The organism is Microbulbifer sp. TYP-18 (assembly GCF_040932045.1).
In the GTDB taxonomy this organism is placed as follows: domain Bacteria; phylum Pseudomonadota; class Gammaproteobacteria; order Pseudomonadales; family Cellvibrionaceae; genus Microbulbifer.
Genome location: NZ_JBFRBC010000008.1, coordinates 37,342 through 56,388, shown reverse-complemented (window position 1 = coordinate 56,388; position 19,047 = coordinate 37,342). Strand labels below are relative to the sequence as shown.

Here is a 19,047-nt window from a genome sequence, read left to right as displayed (position 1 = left end):
ATTGACCCGGCAGCTAAACAAGTTGGCGGGTTAATGCGGCATATGCCCCACCAGAGCATGATGCGACTCCACGCAATTGCGCAGCTTTTCATAAGCGTCAGGCCCGTTCAGCAATGACAGCAGTAACAGCTGACTAAACCAATGTCCGTATAGACACGGGCCCATTCATTCTTTTTTCAACCTTCCTCAATTCCGCGCTTTCCAGTTACCAAACTGTGTGTCTATTGCTTTCGGCCCACGGAGAGCGTGTCGATTTTAACCAGCCCTCTGGCGCTCGGCGTTCAAAGCCAGACAACCCGGGCACTGGCATCTGTGTATCTTCTCAATTCAATTGTGACTCAACGCAAACTTCGAACCGCTTTATTTCAGGCACATCACTAAATTGACCGATTGGCGTCAAAATCAACATATCGAACACTGATGTGTATGAGGATTTAGGCGCAACCTTCGTCAACTAGCTACTGTTTGCATTGAATCAATACGATGAGTTCACAAACCTGTTGGCAACCGTACTGAGATACTGCCGTGACTGCGAAAGTTATCGTCATTACAACAAACTCACATAACACAGAAAGGTACCTGTCCGACTATCCTGCCCGACCATCCAGTATTCCGTCGGCGGACAGCAAGACCTGAATTTCCTGTTTTTTTAGCTTCAATCCAGAGTTTATTCATCCACTCACACAGGAGGACAAAACAAGCCGATAACTAAGTTACGAGGATGTATCCAAGGCACACCATGAAAATAATCATGGCAGTGTGCCAATAAAAATAAATCAGGAGAAACTCACAGTAATGAAAAGCTCAATTGCTAAAGTGCAGCGCAAATCGATTTTGCTCTGTACTGCGCTAATGTTGTGCGGCTCAGTCACAACCCAAGCCGTTGAACGCAACATGCCTTCAGCCGTACCCGCACAATCCGGAATAGGCACGGACAGGCTTATCGTAAAATTCAAGGACACTGTCTCCGCAACCAATGCTGCAGTCATGTCCCGCAGCATGGTGGATTCAATGTCCTACCGGGCCGGGGAACCACTGGCGCACTCGCGACGCCTGGCCACTGGTGCCCAGCTGCTCAAAATGGAAAAACGCCGCAGTGGCGCCGCCCTGCGGGCGGTGATGAATCGCCTGCGACAGGATCCGAATGTCGAATATGTGGAGCCGGACCTGCTGCTGCAACCCATGGCAACACCTACCGATCCCAGTTACAACCAGCAGTGGCACTACTTTGAAGCAACCGGAGGCCTCAACCTGCCCACTGCCTGGGACAGCTCTGAGGGAGAAGGCGTCGTAGTGGGGGTACTGGATACCGGTTATCGTCCCCACCCGGACCTGGTGGACAATCTGCTGCCCGGCTATGACATGATTTCCGATAACTTCGTCGCCCAGGATGGCGGCGGCCGCGACAGCGATGCCACTGACCCGGGTGACTGGGCGCCGGCCGGAACCTGCGATCCCAACGATCCCGGAAGTAACAGCAGCTGGCACGGCACTCATGTGGCCGGCACCATCGCCGCCGTCACCAACAATGGTATCGGCGTTGCGGGCGTTGCTTACAAAGCGAAGATAGTCCCGATCCGGGTACTGGGCCGCTGTGGTGGTTACACTTCCGATATCGCCGACGGCATCATCTGGGGCGCCGGTGGCAGTGTCAGCGGTGTACCGGCCAACCCCAACCCGGCGCAGGTGCTGAACCTCAGCCTCGGTGGCGAACAGAGCTGTCAGTCCACCACGCAAAACGCCATTAATATTGCGCGCAACCTGGGTACCACCGTCGTGGTCGCCGCTGGAAACTCCCGCAAAGACGCCGGCGGCTTCAATCCCGCCAGTTGCTCGGGTGTGATTTCAGTCGCCGCTACGGATCGCAGCGGTGGTCGCGCCTGGTACTCCAACTTCGGCAGCGTAGTGGACGTGGCGGCACCGGGGGGTGATATCTCCATCCGCACCAACGGCGTTCTGTCCACGCTGAACAGCGGCAATCGGGGCCCGGGAAGCGACAATTACGAGTTTTACCAGGGCACCAGCATGGCGGCACCACACGTCGCGGGCGTGGCCGCACTGATGTATGCGCTGGACAGTGACATTACCCCGACCGAGGTTGAAACCATCCTCAAAAACACCACCCGTAGCTTCCCAGCCAGCTGCAGCCAGTGCGGCACTGGCATAGTCGACGCAGCCGCGGCGGTCGCCGCTGTGTCCGGCAGCGGTGGCGGTGGCGGTGGCGATCCGGTTACCGACAGTCTGGAGAATGGGGTCGCCAGGACCGGCCTTTCCGCCAGCACCGGCGAAGTACTGCGCTTCACCATGGAAGTGCCCGCCGGCGCAAGCAATCTCAGCTTCCAGATAGCTGGCAGCAACGGCGATGCCGACCTGTATGTGCGGTTCGGTTCGGAACCCGACCTCACCAATCACGACTGCCGGCCGTATCTCAGCGGAAGCAATGAAACCTGCAACATCTCTAATGTACAGGCTGGCACCTACCATGTGATGGTACGTGCCTACAGCAGTTTCAGCGGTGTGAGCCTGGTGGGAAGTTACGATGAAGCCGGTTCCGGAGGTGGCGCCACCAGCTTCACCGAAACCAACCTCTCCGGCTCCCAGGGCAGCTGGCAGCACTTCACCCTGCAGGTGAACGAAGGTATGTCCTCGCTGGATGCGGTGATGTCGGGAGGCAGTGGCGACGCTGACCTGTACCTGCGCTACGGTACCCAGCCCACCACCAGCAGCCACGTTTGCCGCCCCTATTTAATAGGCAACAACGAGAACTGCAGTATCCCCAACCCGGATGCGGGCACCTGGTACATCAGTATTCGTGCCTACCGGGCCTACTCCGGAGTCACCCTGGAAGCCGAGGCCACCCCTTAGCCCCAGCGGTTTATTCCGCAGTAACAAAAAGGCCGGCGCAATGCCGGCCTTTTCTGTATCCGCTTGAGCCCTTGCCCCATACCCGAGGCAGCAGCCAAAAGAGTGCCGAAGAGCTGCCGGTTGGATATCAGGAATCGATCAGGCCGAAGTCCCGGCGCAATACTTCGATCAAATCCGCTTTCGGGTTGTCGGACATCTCCAGCTTGCGGCCAGTGATTTTCTCCGCAATATCCACATAGGTGGCAGACAAGTCCATCAGCATGGATTGTGGCAATTCGCTGTTTTGCGCGAGCGCCTGGCGCTCGGGCATGCGATCCTTATTCAGCAGAATGTCCGGGTCCGGGAAATGGCTGAGCAGTGCCTGGCGAAATCCCTCTTTGGATTTTTCCACCACCTTGCCCGCACGGTAGTCGGCGCCGTCCCAGATGCGGGAGGAATCCGGCGTGCCCACCTCGTCCATATAGATCAGCTTTTCGCTGCCATCGGCGCCGGTGACATAGCCAAATTCAAATTTGGTGTCGACAAAAATCTGGTCCAGCCGCCCCAGCTCCGCGGCGATAAGATCAAAACCTTCCTTGAGCAGCTTTTCGTAGAGGTCTATGTCGGCTTCGCTGCGAAAGTTGAAGGCGCGGTAGTTGTCCAGGATATTCTTGCGGGTGATGTTCGCATCGTCTGCTTCCGGCACCCCCGGTATGCCTTTCAGTACCCCCTTGGTGGAAGGCGTAATCAGCAGTTCGGGCAGTTTCTGGTCTTTCTGCAGCCCGTCGGGAATCTGGATACCGCAGAATTCCCTTTCCCCTCCCCGGTAGGCGCGCCACATGGAGCCGGTGATGTACTGGCGCGCGATCGCCTCGATCATCAGCGGGCGCGCCCGCTGGACTATCCACACCAACGGATGGGGCACATCGAGAATATGGCTGTCGGCGAGCCCGCGGTCCCTGAACAGTTTGAACCAGTGGTTGGAAATCGCATTTAGCGCCGCACCTTTACCCGGTACGCCGCGCATACCGCCCTCTCCCTGCCAGATGCAGTCAAACGCCGAAATGCGGTCGGAGATCACCATCACCGCCAGCGGTGCGTCCTCTGCCACCGGGTAGCCCCTCTCCTTTATCAGGCGACGGCTGTCGGCTTCGGTCAACCAGTAAACTGAACGGACCTTGCCACTGTGAACGGGCTTGTCGGTGCGGATCGGCAAATCGTCGTTGACCGCCAGTACTCTGTCAGCGAGGCTCATGGATGGCTCCTATTACCATATTGGGCTGGAAAATAAGCGCGGGATTCTAGCAAAAGCCCCAATGCCTCGACAGAGGTTGGGGCGCACAGGTTGATTCTGGATAGGCCGGCCGCGGCTCACTCCGGCGAACTCTCCCCGTCACACTGTGCCGCTTCGGCTTCCCGGGCCTGCCACTCCGCCTGGTGCTCGCTGGTGGGCCAGGCATTCATGATCGCCTTGATCAGCGTTGCCAGCGGAATGGCGAAGAAAACCCCCCAGAAACCCCAGATGCCGCCAAAGAACAGCACCGCCAGAATAATCGCCACCGGGTGCAGATTCACCGCCTCGGAAAACAGCAGCGGCACCAGCACATTGCCATCCAGCACCTGGATAATGCCGTAGGCCAGCATCAAGTAGAGGAATTCACTGCTCCAGCCCCACTGAAACAGACCGATGGCGGCCACCGGCAGGGTCACTACCGCCGCCCCTATATAGGGGATCAGTACGCTGAGCCCCACCGCCACCGCCAGGAGCAGCGCATAGTTGACGCCCAGCATCAGGAAGGCGGCGAAGCTGACCAGGGCCACGATAGCTATCTCGATCACCTTGCCGCGCACATAGTTGGCCACCTGGTCGTTCATCTCGTGCCAGATCTGGCGCAGCATGGGCCTGTGCTGGGGCAGGAAGGACGCACACCAATTGAGCAACTGGGCCGAATCCAACAGGAAAAAGAACACCAGAATAGGCACCACAACCGCGTATATCAGTACCCCGGCCAGCACCGGCAGGTTGGCGAGAGAAAAAGTCACCAGTGTCTGGCCAATGGTGCCCAGCTCGCTGCCAACGCTATTGAAAATCTCGTCAATCTGCGCCGCGGAAATCAGGCGCGGGTACCGTTCCGGCAACAGCAGCAACAGCTGCTGCCCCTGCTCGACCATGTTCGGCAACTCCGCGAACAGCTTCACCAGCTGGCGCCAGAAAATCGGCAGGATCACGAAAAACAGCGTGGCGATAACGCCCACCAACACCAGGCAGGCGAGACTCACCGCCACGCCATGGGGCAGTTTCCACGACTTTAACCGCACCACCAACCCCTGCATCAGGAAGGCGATGATCAGCGATGCCAGTACCGGCGCCAACACCTGCCCCAGAGTTGCCAGAACCACCAGTGATGCCAGCAGGAACAGTACCAGCAGGATCACCTCCTCCTGGCTGAAATACCTGTCTACCCAGTTTTTGAAAATGGTGAGCATGGATTCTCTGTTCCCGTCCTTAAGTGGTGGCAAGCAGCCAATAGCGGAATTCGCCATCAATGCATTCGGCCCGCAGCAGTGGCTGACCGCTCAGTTCTGCAAAACTGTGAAAATCGCGCCAGGAGCCGGGGTCGGTGGCCAGCACCCGCACCAGGCGGCCGGCGGGCTCTTCCCGCAGGGCGCGGCGCATCGCCAGCAGAGGCTGGGGGCAGCGCAAGCCGCGGGCGTCTATGGTCGCTGCGGCGTCCCACTGGACCCCGCCGCCCGAGGTCGCCCGGCTGCTGGAAATTTCCTCTGACATCGACTGCCCGCCGCGCTTTGTGAACCGCGGCGGATTATAACCCGGTTCCGGTCGCCACTGGCGACACACCCGCAACCCCTTGCCGGCGGCGCAGTCCCCGGGGCGCGCCGGATAGCGAATTTCGCGAACCAACCCCCAGTCTCCCGGTCCAAGTCTCGACAGCTTCGCCGCGATGCGTATAGAGTTGTTGTATTAACTTCACCGTCGGCTCTTCCAGCAGTATGCAAATGACTGACAACACCACAGTTTTACCGCGCCAACGCCTGCGCCAGTGGCTCTCTGCCCTGCTGGCTGTGCTGGTTTTCGGGTTGCTGCCGGGCACCGGGCCGCTGGCAATCGCAGACGACAACCAGATCCAGCTGCCCCTGCTGGGTGACAGCAGCAGTGGGGTCGTCTCCCAGGCGCGGGAAAAGGAACTGGGCCAGATGTGGCTGCGCATGTTCCGCAGCCAGGTGCCCACCTCCAGCGATGCCCTACTGCAGCAGTATGTGGAAAACACCCTCAAAGATCTGGCGCAGTATTCTCCTTTAAAGGACAAGTCCCTCGACGTCGTTGTGGTCAACAACGACTCATTGAACGCCTTCGCGGTGCCCGGCGGGGTCATCGGCATTCACACCGGCCTGTTCCTGTTTGCCGAAAACCAGGATCAGTTTGCTTCGGTACTGGCGCACGAACTGGCCCACCTGAGTCAGCGGCACTATGCGCGCTCGCTGGAGGCCCAGCGCAACAGCACCCTGCCCACCCTCGCCGGCATGCTCGGCGCACTGGTGCTGGCGGCCACCGCCGGTGGCGACGCCGGCATCGCCGCCATCACCGCCACCCAGGCCGCCGCGCTGGACAACCAACTCCGTTTTTCCCGCCAGAATGAACAGGAGGCGGACCGTATCGGCATAGAGACCCTGGCCAAGGCCGGCATGAACCCCGACGCCGCTGGAGAGATGTTCGAGCAGATGTTGAAGGCGACCCGCTATTACCGCCGGCCACCGGAATTTCTGCTCACACACCCGGTCACCGAAAAGCGGATTGCGGATGCCAAGTTGCGCGCCAGTCGCATGCCCCAGGCCCACTATTCCGACAGCCGCGAATACCACCTGATGCGCTCCCGTGTCCGCGTTGCGGCCGAAGCGACACCCCAGCAGGCGGTCAAGCGTTTCCAGGCGGAGTTGCGCGGTGTCAACGATGACGAGGACGCCGCCCGCTATGGTCTGGCGCTCGCGCAGACAGCGGCGGGTAAACCCGACGCAGCTTTGGAAACCCTGCAACCCCTGCTGGACCGGGAGCCCGGTAAAGCCGCCTTTGTGCTCGCCCGCGCCGATATCGATATAGCCCGCAGCGACTATGACAGTGCCATTCAGCGCCTGCAGCGAGCCCTGCAGAAAACCCCCACCGATCACGCCCTGATCATGGGGCTCGCCAGCGCGCACTTCAAAGCCGGCAACTACCTGGCGGCAGAACGGATACTGGCGAAATACAGCCGCGTGCGCAAAAAAGACCCCGCCGTCTGGTATCTGCTCGCCGAAACCCATGGCCTCGCCGGCGACATCGTCGGTGTACACGAGGCCAGGGCCGAGTACTATATTCTCAACGGTGTCTTCGACAAGGCCCAACAACACCTGCGCCACGGTATCCGTCTGGCCAAGAACGACTACCAGATCCACGCCATCCTGGAACAGCGTCTCAAGGACGTGATCAATATGCAGCAAAAGGCCAAGGAGCTTTAGCGACCCGGTAACCCCGCTGTCAGTCCAGCGGCTTGCGGAAATCCAGCATGCGCTGCAGCGGTTTCATGGCGCGCCGGCCCAATTCCGGGTCCACCAGAATCTCGTTGTCGCCCCGCTCCAGCACACGGCACAGGCTCTCCAGCGAATTCATCGCCATCCAGGGGCAGTTGGCGCAGCTGCGGCAAGTGGCACCGGCGCCGGCCGTGGGCGCGATGATCAGCTCCTTGTCCGGGCACTCCTGCTGCATCTTGTAGAAAATGCCCTGGTCTGTGGCGACGACAAACCGCTGCTCAGGGCGGGTCTTGGCGGCGTTGATGATCTGTGAAGTGGACCCCACCAGGTCCGCCATTTCCACCACCGCCGCCGGTGACTCCGGATGCACCAGCACCGCCGCGTCCGCGTACAGCGCCTTCAGGTCCGCGATCCCCTTGGCTTTGAACTCCTCATGCACGATACAGCTGCCGTTCCACAACAGCATATCGGCGCCGGTTTCCCGCTGTACATAACTGCCCAGATGCTTGTCCGGTGCCCAGATAATTTTTTCCCCGCTCGCGTCCAGGTGGTCCACCACATCCAGGGCGATACTGGACGTAACCACCCAGTCCGCGCGGGCTTTGACCGCAGCGGATGTGTTGGCGTAGACCACCACAGTGCGATCCGGATGCGCATCGCAGAACTCGGCGAAATCCTGCGGCGGACAGCCCAGGTCCAGGGAACAGGTGGCCTCCAGCTCGGGCATCAGCACCTGCTTGCCCGGCGTCAGTATCTTGGCGGTTTCCCCCATAAACCTGACCCCGGCCACTATCAGGGTATCCGCCTGGTGCTCCGCGCCGAAGCGGGCCATTTCCAGCGAGTCGGAAACACAACCCCCAGTCTCCTCCGCCAGCGCCTGGATCAGCGGGTCCGTATAGTAATGGGCCACCAGTACCGCGTTCCGCTCCCGCAGCAACCGCTTGATACGCTCGCGCCACAGCAGCAGCTGCTCGTCGCTGTAGTGACGCCCAGTGGGCTCCGCCAGGTGCAACTGCACCAGCGAGCGGGGATCAAAGGACTCTGAAATGGCTTGTTTCCGACCCATACATATCCATCGGTTGTGGAAAAACCCGCATTATAGCGCTATCTGGCCATCGTGGTTTTCTGCCCCCAAATGCCGATTCGGTATTCCCGTGCGCCAGCCCAGGACCGGCTGCCCGACAGGCGATGGCAAAACCGCCCAGTTCTAATAAACTGGATACCTGAAACAACAGAGTTTCCGGCCCTGTTAGGGTTTTATCCTAACCGCCAGGCACTAAGGGCTCTCAGCACCCGTTCCTATCTATAAGGAACGATATAGGGACTGACAGGCGACGGCCACTGCATCAAACGGAATCATCAGAGCGCGACTTGACCCTTCGTCAATACAATTCACAGGGATGTGGATATGGCTTTCAGACTACTATTACTGGCTCTGCTTTGCGCCCTTATGGCGGGCTGTGACTCGAATAAGAAAGACCGTTCAGACACTCTGCTGTTCATCCAGATTTTTCCCGCTCCAGCCAGTACCAGCGCCAGCTCCGATCTGTCCCTGGCGGTGGGCGACACCCAGCAGTTTATCGCCCTGGGCCGCTTTAGCGACGGCAGCGCCGTCGATATCACCAACAGCGTGGTCTGGCGCAGCAGCGATACCTCCACAGTGACCATCGACTCCAGCGGCAATGCCACCGCCGTCGCCCCGGGCAGCGCCGGTATCTTCGCCAGGCGCGACGGAGTGCTCAGCAATAGGGTGACGGTCAACGTAGCCAGCGTCTTACTGACCAGTATCCAGGTGACACCTCCAATTGTCAGTCTGGCCCCCGGCACCAGCCAGCAGCTGGCTGCCCTGGGTCGCTTTAGTGACGGCAGCACCGCCGACATCACCGACAGCGTGACCTGGCAAAGCAGCGATACCGACACAGTCACCGTCGACGCCGACGGCAACGCCACAGCGGTGGCCGCCGGTACTGCCAGTATCACCGCCAGTCGGGACGGCATTACCAGCAATACCGTAGCGGTCACCGTCACCAGTGCCCTATTGACCAGTATTCAGGTAACGCCGGCAGTGGTGAGCCTGCCCAAAGGCATCAGCCAGCAACTCACCGCCGTGGGCAGTTTCAGTGACGGCAGTACCTTTGATATCACCAGCAGCGCCAGCTGGAACAGCGACAACGCCGCCGTAGCCACCGTGGATAGCCTCGGCAGGGTCACGGCGGTGGAAGTGGGCAGCGCCAATATCACCGCCAGCCAGGATGGCATCACCAGCAATACCGCAACTGTCACCGTGACCAGCGCTGCATTGACCAGTATCCAGGTGACGCCGGCGGTGTCGAGCCTGCCCAAGGGCAACAGCGAACAACTCACTGCTGTGGGCACTTTCAGTGACGGCAGCACGCTCGATATTACCAGCAGCGCCAGTTGGAACAGCGACAACACCGCTGTTGCAACCGTGGATAGCCTCGGCGAGGTCACGGCGGTGGATGTGGGCAGCGCCAATATCACTGCCAGCCAGAGCGGCATCACCAGTAACACCGCAACAGTTACTGTGACCAGCGCTGTATTGACCAGCATCCAGGTGACACCGGCGGTATCGAGCCTGCCCAAGGGCAACAGCGAACAACTCACCGCCGTGGGCACTTTCAGTGACGGCAGCACCCTCGACATCACCAGCAGCGCCAGCTGGAACAGCGACAATACCACCGTGGCCACCGTGGACAGCCTCGGCGAGGTTACGGCGGTGGAGGTGGGCAGCGCCGATATCACCGCCAGCCAGGATGGCATCACCAGCAACACTACAACAGTCACTGTGACCAGCGCTGTATTGACCAGTATTCAGATAACACCGGCAGTGGTGAGCCTGCCCAAGGGCAACAGCCAGCAGCTCACCGCTGAGGGAACCTTTAGCGACGGCAGCAACCTGGATATCACCAACACCGTTAACTGGAATAGCGACAACACCGCCGCAGCTACCGTGGATATTCTCGGCGAGGTCACAGCCGTGGATGTGGGCAGCGCCAATATCACCGCCAGCCAGGGTGGCATTAGCAGCAATACCGCAACGGTCACCGTAACCAGCGCCGTATTGACCAGTATCCAGGTAACTCCGGCGGTGTCGAGCCTGCCCAAGGGCAACAGCGAGCAACTCACCGCTGTGGGTACCTTCAGTGACGGCAGCACTCTGGATATCACCAGCAGCGCCAGTTGGAACAGCGACAACACCGCCGTGGCCACCGTGGATATTCTCGGCGAGGTCACAGGGGTGGAAGTGGGCAGCGCCAATATCACCGCCAGCCAGGATGGCATCACCAGCAACACCGCAGCAGTCACCGTAACCAGCGCTGTATTGACCAGTATTCAGGTGACACCAGCGGTGGTGAGCCTGCCCAAGGGCAACAGCGTACAGCTCACCGCCGTGGGCACTTTCAGTGACGGCAGCACGCTCGATATCACCAGCAGCGCCAGCTGGAACAGCGACAATACCGCGGCAGCTACTGTGGATCTTTTGGGAGAGGTCACGGCAGTAGAAGTGGGCAGCGCCGATATCACCGCCAGCCAGGATGGCATCACCAGCAATACCGCGACGGTTACCGTGACCAGCGCTGTATTGACCAGCATTCAGGTAACACCGGCCACCGTCAGCCTGCCCAAGGGCAACAGCGAGCAACTGGCCGCCGAGGGAACCTTTAGCGATGGCAGCACCCTCGACATTACCAACACCGTTAACTGGAATAGCGACAACACCGCCGTAGCCACCGTGGATGTCCTCGGCGAGGTCACTGCGGTGGAAGTGGGCAGCGCCAATATCACCGCCAATCAGGATGGCGTTTTCAGCAATGCCGTGGGGGTCACCGTCACCAGTGCTGTATTGGTCAGTATTCAAGTGACACCAGCCGCTGCCAACCTGCCCAAGGGCAACAGCGAGCAGCTGGCAGCTGAGGGAACCTTTAGCGATGGCAGCACCCTCGACATTACCAACACCGCCAGTTGGAATAGCGACAACACTGCCGTGGCCACCGTGGATCTTCTGGGGGAAGTTACAGCAGTGGAATTGGGCAGAGCCAATATCACCGCCAGCCAGGATGGTATCACCAGTAATGCCGTAGCAGTCATCGTCACCAGTGCCGTACTCACCAATATCCAGGTAACCCCGGCGCCAGTGAGCCTGCCCAAGGGCGATACCCAGCAGCTGGCCGCCGAGGGGACCTTTAGCGATGCCAGTACCCTGGATATCACCAATACCGTCAGCTGGAACAGCGACGACACTGCCGTGGCCACCGTGGACCTGCTGGGAGAACTCACAGCGGTGGAAGTGGGCAGTGCCGATATCACCGCCAGCCAGGACGGCATTACCAGTAATACTGTGGCGGTTACTGTTACTGCTGCCGTCACCCTCTGCAATGTCCCTTCCTTTCAGGGAACACAACTGGATATTGATGGCAACCTGGTCACCAAGACCTTCTACTGCGCTCCTACCAGAGCACAGGTGGAAGCCACCGGCACCTACGCCACCCTGGAATCATTTTTTGAAGGCGGTGTCGAGTTCGCCAAGCTGGGCGTCGATGATTTAATACAGTATTGTCGCGATGCGTTTGGCGACTTAATTCCCATCACGGATTTTGTCTCCTTTCTCAATGCCAATACCACGGCACAATTCGGTGCGCCGCCCTCTTCCTGGCCCGTCTCGGAAGACTATTTTACTGTTAATGATATGCCGGAATATGTTCCTATCACACTCACAAACGCAGGCGGCGCGACGGCAGGCACGCCTATACCCTTATCAGACGTCACAATCAGGGCTGTGCCTCTTTGTGTAACACAGCCATAGAGCTTATTGACAAAATCCCAGGGGGGATAACTGGAGTGAATAATAGAAGAAAAACGCCATATTTAAATTCTCCACTGGAGTAGAAGCTTATCTTCAGTGGTGCCCTCAAGTATGGTGTTTAGGGAGGAGGTAGTACATCAGCTGCGATTTGAAATAAGGGATCAATGATAAAGCTCCCCCTGCTCATCGAACAGGGGGGATAGATTTGCTCTATTGCTGTAAACAATACACAGTTGAAATTTACAGTGACGCCGGGGATTTACTTTGAATTGCTTTCCATTTCACATTGGCCGTTTTGATACGCCCCGGAACATCCTTCAGCCACTCGTCCTGAATACCGGAATCCAGATTCAGATATAACCTGCCATCCACCACACGCCAGACTTCCGGATCTCCGATAAACTTTTTCCCTACAGATACGCCAAAGGCACAGTAGCCACCATAGGCAGGTACGTATTTCTCCGGAGTCTCTTCAAAGACTTCCAGATTGTCCTTACTGGAGAACAGGTAGGTAGCGCCCTGGTATTCAGAGACAAAATTTCCATTTCCCCGCACCGGCCGTTTTCCCGTTTGATAAGAGACAACGTCATAACCTTGAACCGCCGGGGTACTGTGTTTGTATTCTCCAGCCTTTGCGCCAACGGAAAACACCAAGGTTGACAATATAGCAACCAGATACTGCTTGACCTTCATAAGAGGACTCCATAGTTAAATGTGTAGATTCAGGTATAGAAAGCAACCACTTTCTTGAGCGCTATAATGATCCGGAAGCAACCTACAGAAAATAATAGAAACCCTATTCTCGCTACTGAATTGTATCGATTAACCACTATTTTAAAGATTAATGGAGCGTTAAACGGTCAGTTGAATGGTGCTAGAAAGGAAGCCCAACCACGCCGCGAAAACCTGGATCCGATAGCGTCAAACCTAAAGAGTACCCATGAGAGACCATATAGAATGCCGCAGCCAAGGAAGCTGCAACGGCTGTGTCGAAGCCAAAGGAGCCTGAATCACTCAAGCAATTGAGAATAACGGTTGGGCTTTAAGCGTGAAAAGCTGAGCTGATTGATACGAAAAGGCTAAACGCTTTCTTCACTTCGACACTAAAAGCCATGACAGCTATTACAAGGAATCACTACAAGGTATAAGTCACCGCAATAAAACCCTTGAGCAGCTGGCGATCGGTCACAATTGGACTGTTGTTTATATCATTGTCCAGCCGCTCCACGGCCAGATTCAACGCCATCCGCCAGTCCTCCGATAGCTCCCAGATAGTGCCAACACCCGCCTCCGCAGTAACACTACTTCCAACTTCATAGGCCGGTCTGCCGGGCTCTGCTGCGGATACCGGCACACCATAGTCATAATTCGCAAGCTCTGAGCTAAGCCAGTTGATACCGAGCCTGGGAACCAGGCGCCAGTTACCCAGGTGAAATCCCCTCGAGAGCCTCACTTCCGCCAGGCCACCACCCGACCTGTCGAGCAGGTCATGGGTGTATTGAAGATCCAGCTCAAAGCCGTTCCAGGCTTCGTAAATCAGGCCGATACCACCAAACAGCGTATCCTCTCGGTCGCCGAGCCCCTCCAGCACATAACTATCGTCTTCCTCATAGGCACCAAGCCGATACGCGGCGATGACCGCCAGCCGCAGCTTGTCGCTGCCTGCAATGCCATAGCGCAGCTCCGGGCCTATCCATTGCAACCGCTCCCCAAAGTAAGTGATCGCCGGTATTACCTGGGTCACATTGGTATCCGAACCCCGGTAGGGGCTGCTGCGCCCTATTACGCCGAGACCAACGCCCCACTGACCGAATTCACCCAGAACACTGTAGAGCTCGATATCCAGACTGATAGCCTGGTCGTTTGCTGCGTAAAAGGCCGCCCGTTGGAAACTGGGGGGGCCCTTGGGCTGGTAGTTGTTGGACAGGCCCATAGGCTCCCGTGGAATACCTATGAAATTCCTGTCCAATACCCCGTTGTCATTCTCGTCCACATAGGCCAGAACCACAATCTGGCCCGCTGGGAGATCCGACAAGCGGTAGCTTCCATCCGGCTGGATTGAATAGCGTTCTTCCCTGGCCGGGTTGCGAAAGTCGCCAAATGCATCTGGATCGTCATAAACCTGCAACACCAATGATCCTTCTTCCGGGGCATTCAGCAGTCGCACAGTAACTTCCGCGACAGAAGCCGCGGAATAGAGAAAAAGCAGTGTCGATAGGAGAATTTTACTGGTCATTGCTAAGCTACAGATTCCCTGTTAACGGACTTTTTCTTTTTACGGCCGGCATTCGAGTTCGGATCATCCACTAATCCAATCAAAACCCCGTATCCCATAAGTAACCAGGTGAAGTTTAGCAGGCTGCTGAAAAAATTCAGAAAAGCCAGGGAAAGCTTTCTCTACAAGCTGTTGGTGATACACCGACGGATTACATAAGCCGCGCTGTTGAACTTACGTGGCCTCATCGGTTACAGGCACAGAGAAAGGCCGCGCAAGCCGTATACGGCTAATCCCCCCAAGCGGTGCAGATACCGCGCAGAGCAATATGTCTGTGCTGCAGCGAGAAAACTACCCATCAGAGCCTCACATTGATTATTTTATAAACTACTGAATCCTATAGCACTATTTACTATTGGCTGCTCTATTTCTCTATCTGAGCCTAAGTTTAAGCACCATAGCACGCACCACGTGAGGCGAGAGGGAATTGCGCAACCCCAAAACTATCAAACAGCCAAATCACTAAATTACAATTGACAAAGGTTTTTAGATCACCGTCGGACTGTATTTTTTCCAAAACTTTGATCCATGCAGCAATAGGCGTCGCCCGACCTTATTGATAAATCCACCTTATCAGTTCCCGCGTAGATGTGATGGCATCTGACCACTAATTTCTTAAGCTAAGGTATCCACCATGTTAAAAGGACATTATTTACTGGCAGCTATAGCAGCCACCACCTTCTCCGCCCTGGCCCAGGCAGAAGATTTTTATCTGAGTGGCAATATTGGCTATAGCGATATGGATAATGTTTCCACCTCCGGCAGCTTTTCCAGCGATTTTACTACCGGGCCGGGTACTGATATTCCCGCAGGCACTGTTCTGCCCGCCGGTACCGACGTCGGCTGGAATACCAGTGTGGACAGCGGTTCAGCCATAGGCTTTTCGCTGGGATGGCAAACCAATCAACTTCGTTTTGAGGCGGAGTTTGCGCGAGTACAAAACGACGTGGAGTCCCATCGCGGGGTGAGCGCGTCCGACATTCCACTGGGCGGGGAGGACGCAGGCGTTCTGGTGAGCGGGGCGCCGGACAACCTGGGCATTAGCGTAAGCGAACTGGTCGCCTCAGGGCAGGGTGAATTCCGCACCGACTACCTGTTCCTCAATGTTCTCTATGAATTTGCAACCGACTGGGTATTAAACCCCTATATCGGTGCGGGTATCGGCAACGCTTGGGTAGACGTGGATTACAGTCCCTCCGGTGTCGCAATTATCGATGATGATGACAGTGTGTTGGCCTATCAGCTGATGGCCGGCCTCGACTACGAGCTGAACCAGCAACTGTCTTTCTACGGCGGGCTACGCTGGCGGCAGACCGATAAAGTAGAAGTTGACGCCGGCTTGTTCGACGCGCAATTTGAAGTGGAAGTTGACAGCCTGATTGCTGAAATCGGCACACGCTGGTTATTCTAATTACCTCTGCCGTGGTGGCCTTATTCAGGTGGACACACCCGGATAAGGCCACTGTTATTGGCACGATACATTTGTAAAGCTGACTCTTTGCATCAAGTCGTCGGCAATCATTCTATTAGCCGACTAAAACTTCCAAATCCTCTTTTTCCTTCCAACCATATACGATGGTTAGCGGAGGGGAGATCAGCTTAAACCCGCCTATTCTTCGCAGAAAAATGATACAAATCGCAGCTGGTTTGATACCGCTTTAACAGGCAGAAAGCCCGGCTGATTAATGTGCTGGTTCACATCTCGGAATGCATCGTTGTACAACGCCCTGGGGCCCAGGCCTCCGGGGTTTCCTCCATCCCGCCCAGGCACATTATTGCCAGTGGTTTCAGCTATATTTCCACCATCTTTGGCCATCCAGTCACCCAGTAACTGCCAATACTTTTGAAAGTTCGCAAGCTGTTGTTCCGTTAAACTATCGCGAACGTTGTTTTCTGTTGGGTCTTCAAGTAAAACCTTTGCTTGATCGGCTGTCATCACCCCCGAATCAACCAGGTTTTGACTCATTGCGTGCCCAAGTTGGGCATCAGTAAATGCCATAGTAACTCTCTCTTCTTAAAATAAATCGATTGTGGAATTGCTCTAAGCGGGATAATTCCGTATAGCAACCGGTTTTGGAGCGACCAAGCAATCAATAAACTGCCTTAACCTGACCCAAATACTTATCTCACTGGACTTTTCCGCGGCCCATTATCCATATTAATTATTATCCGTAAAGCAGCAAGCCTTTTTCTATCCAGACTTTCAATATAAATTGTACGATAGTACACGATTGAACTTACTTTTATTTATTTCGAGGCTATTCCTACATAACGGCTTCGATGACTATCATGGTTTCAAGTAATAACTGCGATTTCGTTGCGCAGCGAGTAAATCTGCTCTCTGCCCCATCAATAGTTCGTTTGGTGATCGACAACCCCTCGTCTTTCTCGGGCGGTTGTTCAGTCGATGCATCACCGCCTGCACCTCTTCATCCGTGACTTCATTGAAATCAGGTTAACCCACACGGAATTCCTGAACACTAACGCGTTTTCTGAATAGCTTTCGGCAGCTTAGCTCGTTCAAATATTTAATACCAAGCCGGAAAAATATAGCCTCTGAGATATTGTACTCTGTTATATAGCTGTGGCTTCATAAGATTGATACACCACACTACCGACCACTGCCAGAAATGGTATGCATAGGTAGATGATTGCAAAACTATTTCCAAAAGCTCGCCATATAATTATGGCACCAATCACGACAGGCAAGAGCAGCACGATTAAGGCCGGGGGCGCCAGCGTAACGCCAGTAGCAACCGCTATATTCCCAGCCCACAGGCCAACGAAAATAAGGCCTCGAACCCGTCTGGACGGCTCAGGCACCAAGCCGAAGATAAGGAGCCCTATACAACCTAACCAAGCAGAAAATACCCATGCAAGGTAAAGCCATTGATCTGCCGTGCTGGGAAAGCCCACGTCAGGGATGAAGCCAGATAGCCCGATAGCGAGCAAAAGTGCGATTATCCCAACAGCAGAAGACCACGCTCTGTATAGCTGTTCCCGGTGCAAGCGAGACTGAGCCGCTTTAAGCCTTTTGCGAAACGAATGAACACTCATTTTCCCCATCCATTTCAAATTCAATGGGTGATTGCCCTTACCAGCATGGCACATGACTTGCGCGCCCATAGCCCATTTAATAAGTTTTTCACAGTACAAACAGGCGGCTAATAGCTCCAGACTGTAGGATGCTTTCACACTGCTCAGAAATATAAGGTCCTCCAGATGGAGAAATCGGCCGCCATAAGTGTCCTTCTGCTTCGTGCCGATGCCGATGCCGATGCCGATGCCGATGCCGATGCCGATGCCGATGCCGATGCCGATGCCGATAAAACCCTATTCCAGCGCGCTGCTCGGCAGTACATAAGCACGGCTCAGGAACACAGAGACATCCACTCCTTGTCCGGTCGTGGTGGCGCTGCCTACCTCATGGCCGCTAAAGTGCATAATGATCTCCAAGCATAAAGTACCAGTTCAGCGGCCGGTTTGAGTGATTGAATTTTGATATGAGTGGCGCAAACATAAACGAAAGATATATAGATTTAAATTTCTCCACCAACGCTTTTCTAACCTCTCTATTCAACCAATTCATCTTTAAGAGAATACCCCTTTCTCTCAATCAGATGTCCTACTTTGTCATAAATATATAAATATTTATTTATACCTTGAGCATTTTCAGATGGGTTCATTTTTGAGTCATAGTAACTTATTGACTCCCTACGCGCATTTCTATGATACCTTGCTAAAAGTATAGCGGGGGAATCTTTTAAAAGTTCTCCACTAGCATCATACAAATTAACTTCGTGCCAATTTCCAAAACTATCGATATTTTTATACTCAATTCTTGCAAATCTATTAGAAGGTCCTAGAACCAACTTTCCGGAAGAATTCCTAAACTCTTCTTTTTCAAAATTTCCGTTCTCATCAAACCAAAAATGAGCTGTAGCATATCCATATTTTCCCTCCATAATATTTCCATCTCTATCAAATCCTCTTCGATAAGCAGCATAATCATTTGCATCAAAAATGAATCGAGCTTCATAGAATCCATTATGCTCTAATACTACATCGCCATTGGCATTCTTCCTTACTTCACTATACCGTCTTCCAAGTTCATCACGTTTAAAATAATATTCAGCACTACCTGACTTATCCTCAATCAGGTTATTGGATTCTCCGAAATTTTGTTTTTTAGTAGGATACTCCTGTCCATCCAGAATATACTTAACAGCGTATACTCCTTCATTGTTACTTATTCGTTCGCCATCAATATTTACGAAAGTTCTATAGATACTATTTTTCTCATAAGCAAACTTAATACAATGAGAGCCAAAATCAGACTTATTGCTTGGCCGACTTGAAGTAAAATAGCAAACACTTTGAGGTTTTTGATCTTCCACCTCAATATAGTATGTATTATATAGACCAATTTTTTCAGTGCTAATTGGATAGACAGGCCTTATTTTTCTCTCGGTATGATCTGTATCCCATTTTAGGTAATATCCAGATTTTAAATCCGAAGCATGAACTAAATAACTAATCATCCCTAAAACAATATATACTGCTAACTTCATAGCATTCCTCT

14 protein-coding genes are annotated in these 19,047 nt (G+C 55.0%); 5 read left to right on the top strand and 9 right to left on the bottom strand.

Annotated features, from left to right (window positions below):
* Nucleotides 1-795: 795 nt before the first annotated feature.
* Nucleotides 796-2,865: a S8 family peptidase gene (locus ABVT36_RS09080; RefSeq protein ID WP_368456277.1), complete on the top strand. Its 2,070-nt coding sequence runs from the start codon at nt 796-798 to the stop codon at nt 2,863-2,865.
* Nucleotides 2,866-2,992: 127 nt separating this feature from the next.
* Here ABVT36_RS09080 and ABVT36_RS09075 read toward each other — a convergent pair whose 3' ends face one another.
* The 3 genes from ABVT36_RS09075 to ABVT36_RS09065 all read right to left on the bottom strand — a co-directional run bounded on the left by ABVT36_RS09075 (nt 2,993) and on the right by ABVT36_RS09065 (nt 5,632).
* Nucleotides 2,993-4,099 (bottom strand): phosphoribosylaminoimidazolesuccinocarboxamide synthase, encoded by a 1,107-nt coding sequence (locus tag ABVT36_RS09075; protein ID WP_367152316.1) that lies wholly within the window; start codon nt 4,097-4,099, stop codon nt 2,993-2,995.
* A gap of 116 nt (nt 4,100-4,215) precedes the next feature.
* The gene (locus ABVT36_RS09070) at nt 4,216-5,331 is read right to left on the bottom strand and encodes an AI-2E family transporter (RefSeq protein WP_367152318.1); all 1,116 of its coding nucleotides are present in this window, start codon (nt 5,329-5,331) and stop codon (nt 4,216-4,218) included.
* A 19-nt stretch (nt 5,332-5,350) separates the two neighbouring features.
* The gene (locus ABVT36_RS09065) at nt 5,351-5,632 is read right to left on the bottom strand and encodes a sulfurtransferase TusA family protein (RefSeq protein WP_368456350.1); all 282 of its coding nucleotides are present in this window, start codon (nt 5,630-5,632) and stop codon (nt 5,351-5,353) included.
* Between the two features lie 227 nt (nt 5,633-5,859).
* On the opposite strand from ABVT36_RS09065, the gene ABVT36_RS09060 reads away from it, so the two are divergent.
* The gene (locus ABVT36_RS09060) at nt 5,860-7,353 is read left to right on the top strand and encodes a M48 family metalloprotease (protein ID WP_367152319.1); all 1,494 of its coding nucleotides are present in this window, start codon (nt 5,860-5,862) and stop codon (nt 7,351-7,353) included.
* A 19-nt stretch (nt 7,354-7,372) separates the two neighbouring features.
* Here the strand turns inward: ABVT36_RS09060 and nadA are convergent, their stop codons facing one another.
* Nucleotides 7,373-8,431, bottom strand: a complete 1,059-nt coding sequence (nadA, locus tag ABVT36_RS09055; RefSeq protein ID WP_368456276.1) for a quinolinate synthase NadA — start codon at nt 8,429-8,431, stop codon at nt 7,373-7,375.
* Between the two features lie 342 nt (nt 8,432-8,773).
* Between nadA and ABVT36_RS09050 the strand changes: the two genes are divergently transcribed.
* Entirely contained in the window at nt 8,774-12,190 is a 3,417-nt protein-coding gene (locus tag ABVT36_RS09050; RefSeq protein ID WP_368456275.1) for a beta strand repeat-containing protein, read from the top strand.
* Nucleotides 12,191-12,430: 240 nt separating this feature from the next.
* Here the strand turns inward: ABVT36_RS09050 and ABVT36_RS09045 are convergent, their stop codons facing one another.
* Together ABVT36_RS09045 and ABVT36_RS09040 are read right to left on the bottom strand one after the other, a co-directional pair.
* A complete protein-coding gene (locus ABVT36_RS09045) occupies nt 12,431-12,883 on the bottom strand; it encodes a YHS domain-containing (seleno)protein (protein ID WP_368456274.1) in 453 nt (150 codons plus the stop codon).
* Nucleotides 12,884-13,325: 442 nt separating this feature from the next.
* On the bottom strand, nt 13,326-14,426 hold the full coding sequence (locus ABVT36_RS09040; RefSeq protein WP_368456273.1) for a MipA/OmpV family protein: 1,101 nt from the start codon (nt 14,424-14,426) through the stop codon (nt 13,326-13,328).
* Nucleotides 14,427-15,099: 673 nt separating this feature from the next.
* Between ABVT36_RS09040 and ABVT36_RS09035 the strand changes: the two genes are divergently transcribed.
* Nucleotides 15,100-15,876 carry an outer membrane beta-barrel protein gene (locus tag ABVT36_RS09035; protein ID WP_368456272.1) on the top strand — a complete coding sequence of 259 codons (777 nt, stop codon included), beginning with the start codon at nt 15,100-15,102 and terminating at the stop codon, nt 15,874-15,876.
* Nucleotides 15,877-16,074: 198 nt separating this feature from the next.
* Here ABVT36_RS09035 and ABVT36_RS09030 read toward each other — a convergent pair whose 3' ends face one another.
* Both ABVT36_RS09030 and ABVT36_RS09025 read right to left on the bottom strand, forming a co-directional pair.
* Nucleotides 16,075-16,464, bottom strand: coding sequence for a hypothetical protein (locus ABVT36_RS09030; protein WP_368456271.1), 390 nt, complete (start codon nt 16,462-16,464; stop codon nt 16,075-16,077).
* Nucleotides 16,465-17,039: 575 nt separating this feature from the next.
* Nucleotides 17,040-17,660 carry a hypothetical protein gene (locus ABVT36_RS09025; protein WP_368456270.1) on the bottom strand — a complete coding sequence of 207 codons (621 nt, stop codon included), beginning with the start codon at nt 17,658-17,660 and terminating at the stop codon, nt 17,040-17,042.
* A 27-nt stretch (nt 17,661-17,687) separates the two neighbouring features.
* Between ABVT36_RS09025 and ABVT36_RS09020 the strand changes: the two genes are divergently transcribed.
* Nucleotides 17,688-17,927 carry a hypothetical protein gene (locus ABVT36_RS09020; protein ID WP_368456269.1) on the top strand — a complete coding sequence of 80 codons (240 nt, stop codon included), beginning with the start codon at nt 17,688-17,690 and terminating at the stop codon, nt 17,925-17,927.
* Between the two features lie 110 nt (nt 17,928-18,037).
* Here the strand turns inward: ABVT36_RS09020 and ABVT36_RS09015 are convergent, their stop codons facing one another.
* The gene (locus ABVT36_RS09015; protein ID WP_368456268.1) at nt 18,038-19,036 is read right to left on the bottom strand and encodes a hypothetical protein; all 999 of its coding nucleotides are present in this window, start codon (nt 19,034-19,036) and stop codon (nt 18,038-18,040) included.
* Nucleotides 19,037-19,047: the final 11 nt, after the last annotated feature.

What these genes read in the sequence shown, in the direction of transcription:
- ABVT36_RS09065 (WP_368456350.1), bottom strand. Translation starts at nt 5,632, where the DNA reads ATGTCAGAGGAAATTTCCAGCAGCCGGGCGACCTCGGGCGGCGGGGTC.
- ABVT36_RS09075 (WP_367152316.1), bottom strand. Translation starts at nt 4,099, where the DNA reads ATGAGCCTCGCTGACAGAGTACTGGCGGTCAACGACGATTTGCCGATC.
- ABVT36_RS09070 (WP_367152318.1), bottom strand. Translation starts at nt 5,331, where the DNA reads ATGCTCACCATTTTCAAAAACTGGGTAGACAGGTATTTCAGCCAGGAG.
- ABVT36_RS09030 (WP_368456271.1), bottom strand. Translation starts at nt 16,464, where the DNA reads ATGGCATTTACTGATGCCCAACTTGGGCACGCAATGAGTCAAAACCTG.
- nadA (WP_368456276.1), bottom strand. Translation starts at nt 8,431, where the DNA reads ATGGGTCGGAAACAAGCCATTTCAGAGTCCTTTGATCCCCGCTCGCTG.
- ABVT36_RS09015 (WP_368456268.1), bottom strand. Translation starts at nt 19,036, where the DNA reads ATGAAGTTAGCAGTATATATTGTTTTAGGGATGATTAGTTATTTAGTT.
- ABVT36_RS09020 (WP_368456269.1), top strand. Translation starts at nt 17,688, where the DNA reads ATGGAGAAATCGGCCGCCATAAGTGTCCTTCTGCTTCGTGCCGATGCC.
- ABVT36_RS09050 (WP_368456275.1), top strand. Translation starts at nt 8,774, where the DNA reads ATGGCTTTCAGACTACTATTACTGGCTCTGCTTTGCGCCCTTATGGCG.
- ABVT36_RS09040 (WP_368456273.1), bottom strand. Translation starts at nt 14,426, where the DNA reads ATGACCAGTAAAATTCTCCTATCGACACTGCTTTTTCTCTATTCCGCG.
- ABVT36_RS09080 (WP_368456277.1), top strand. Translation starts at nt 796, where the DNA reads ATGAAAAGCTCAATTGCTAAAGTGCAGCGCAAATCGATTTTGCTCTGT.
- ABVT36_RS09060 (WP_367152319.1), top strand. Translation starts at nt 5,860, where the DNA reads ATGACTGACAACACCACAGTTTTACCGCGCCAACGCCTGCGCCAGTGG.
- ABVT36_RS09045 (WP_368456274.1), bottom strand. Translation starts at nt 12,883, where the DNA reads ATGAAGGTCAAGCAGTATCTGGTTGCTATATTGTCAACCTTGGTGTTT.
- ABVT36_RS09035 (WP_368456272.1), top strand. Translation starts at nt 15,100, where the DNA reads ATGTTAAAAGGACATTATTTACTGGCAGCTATAGCAGCCACCACCTTC.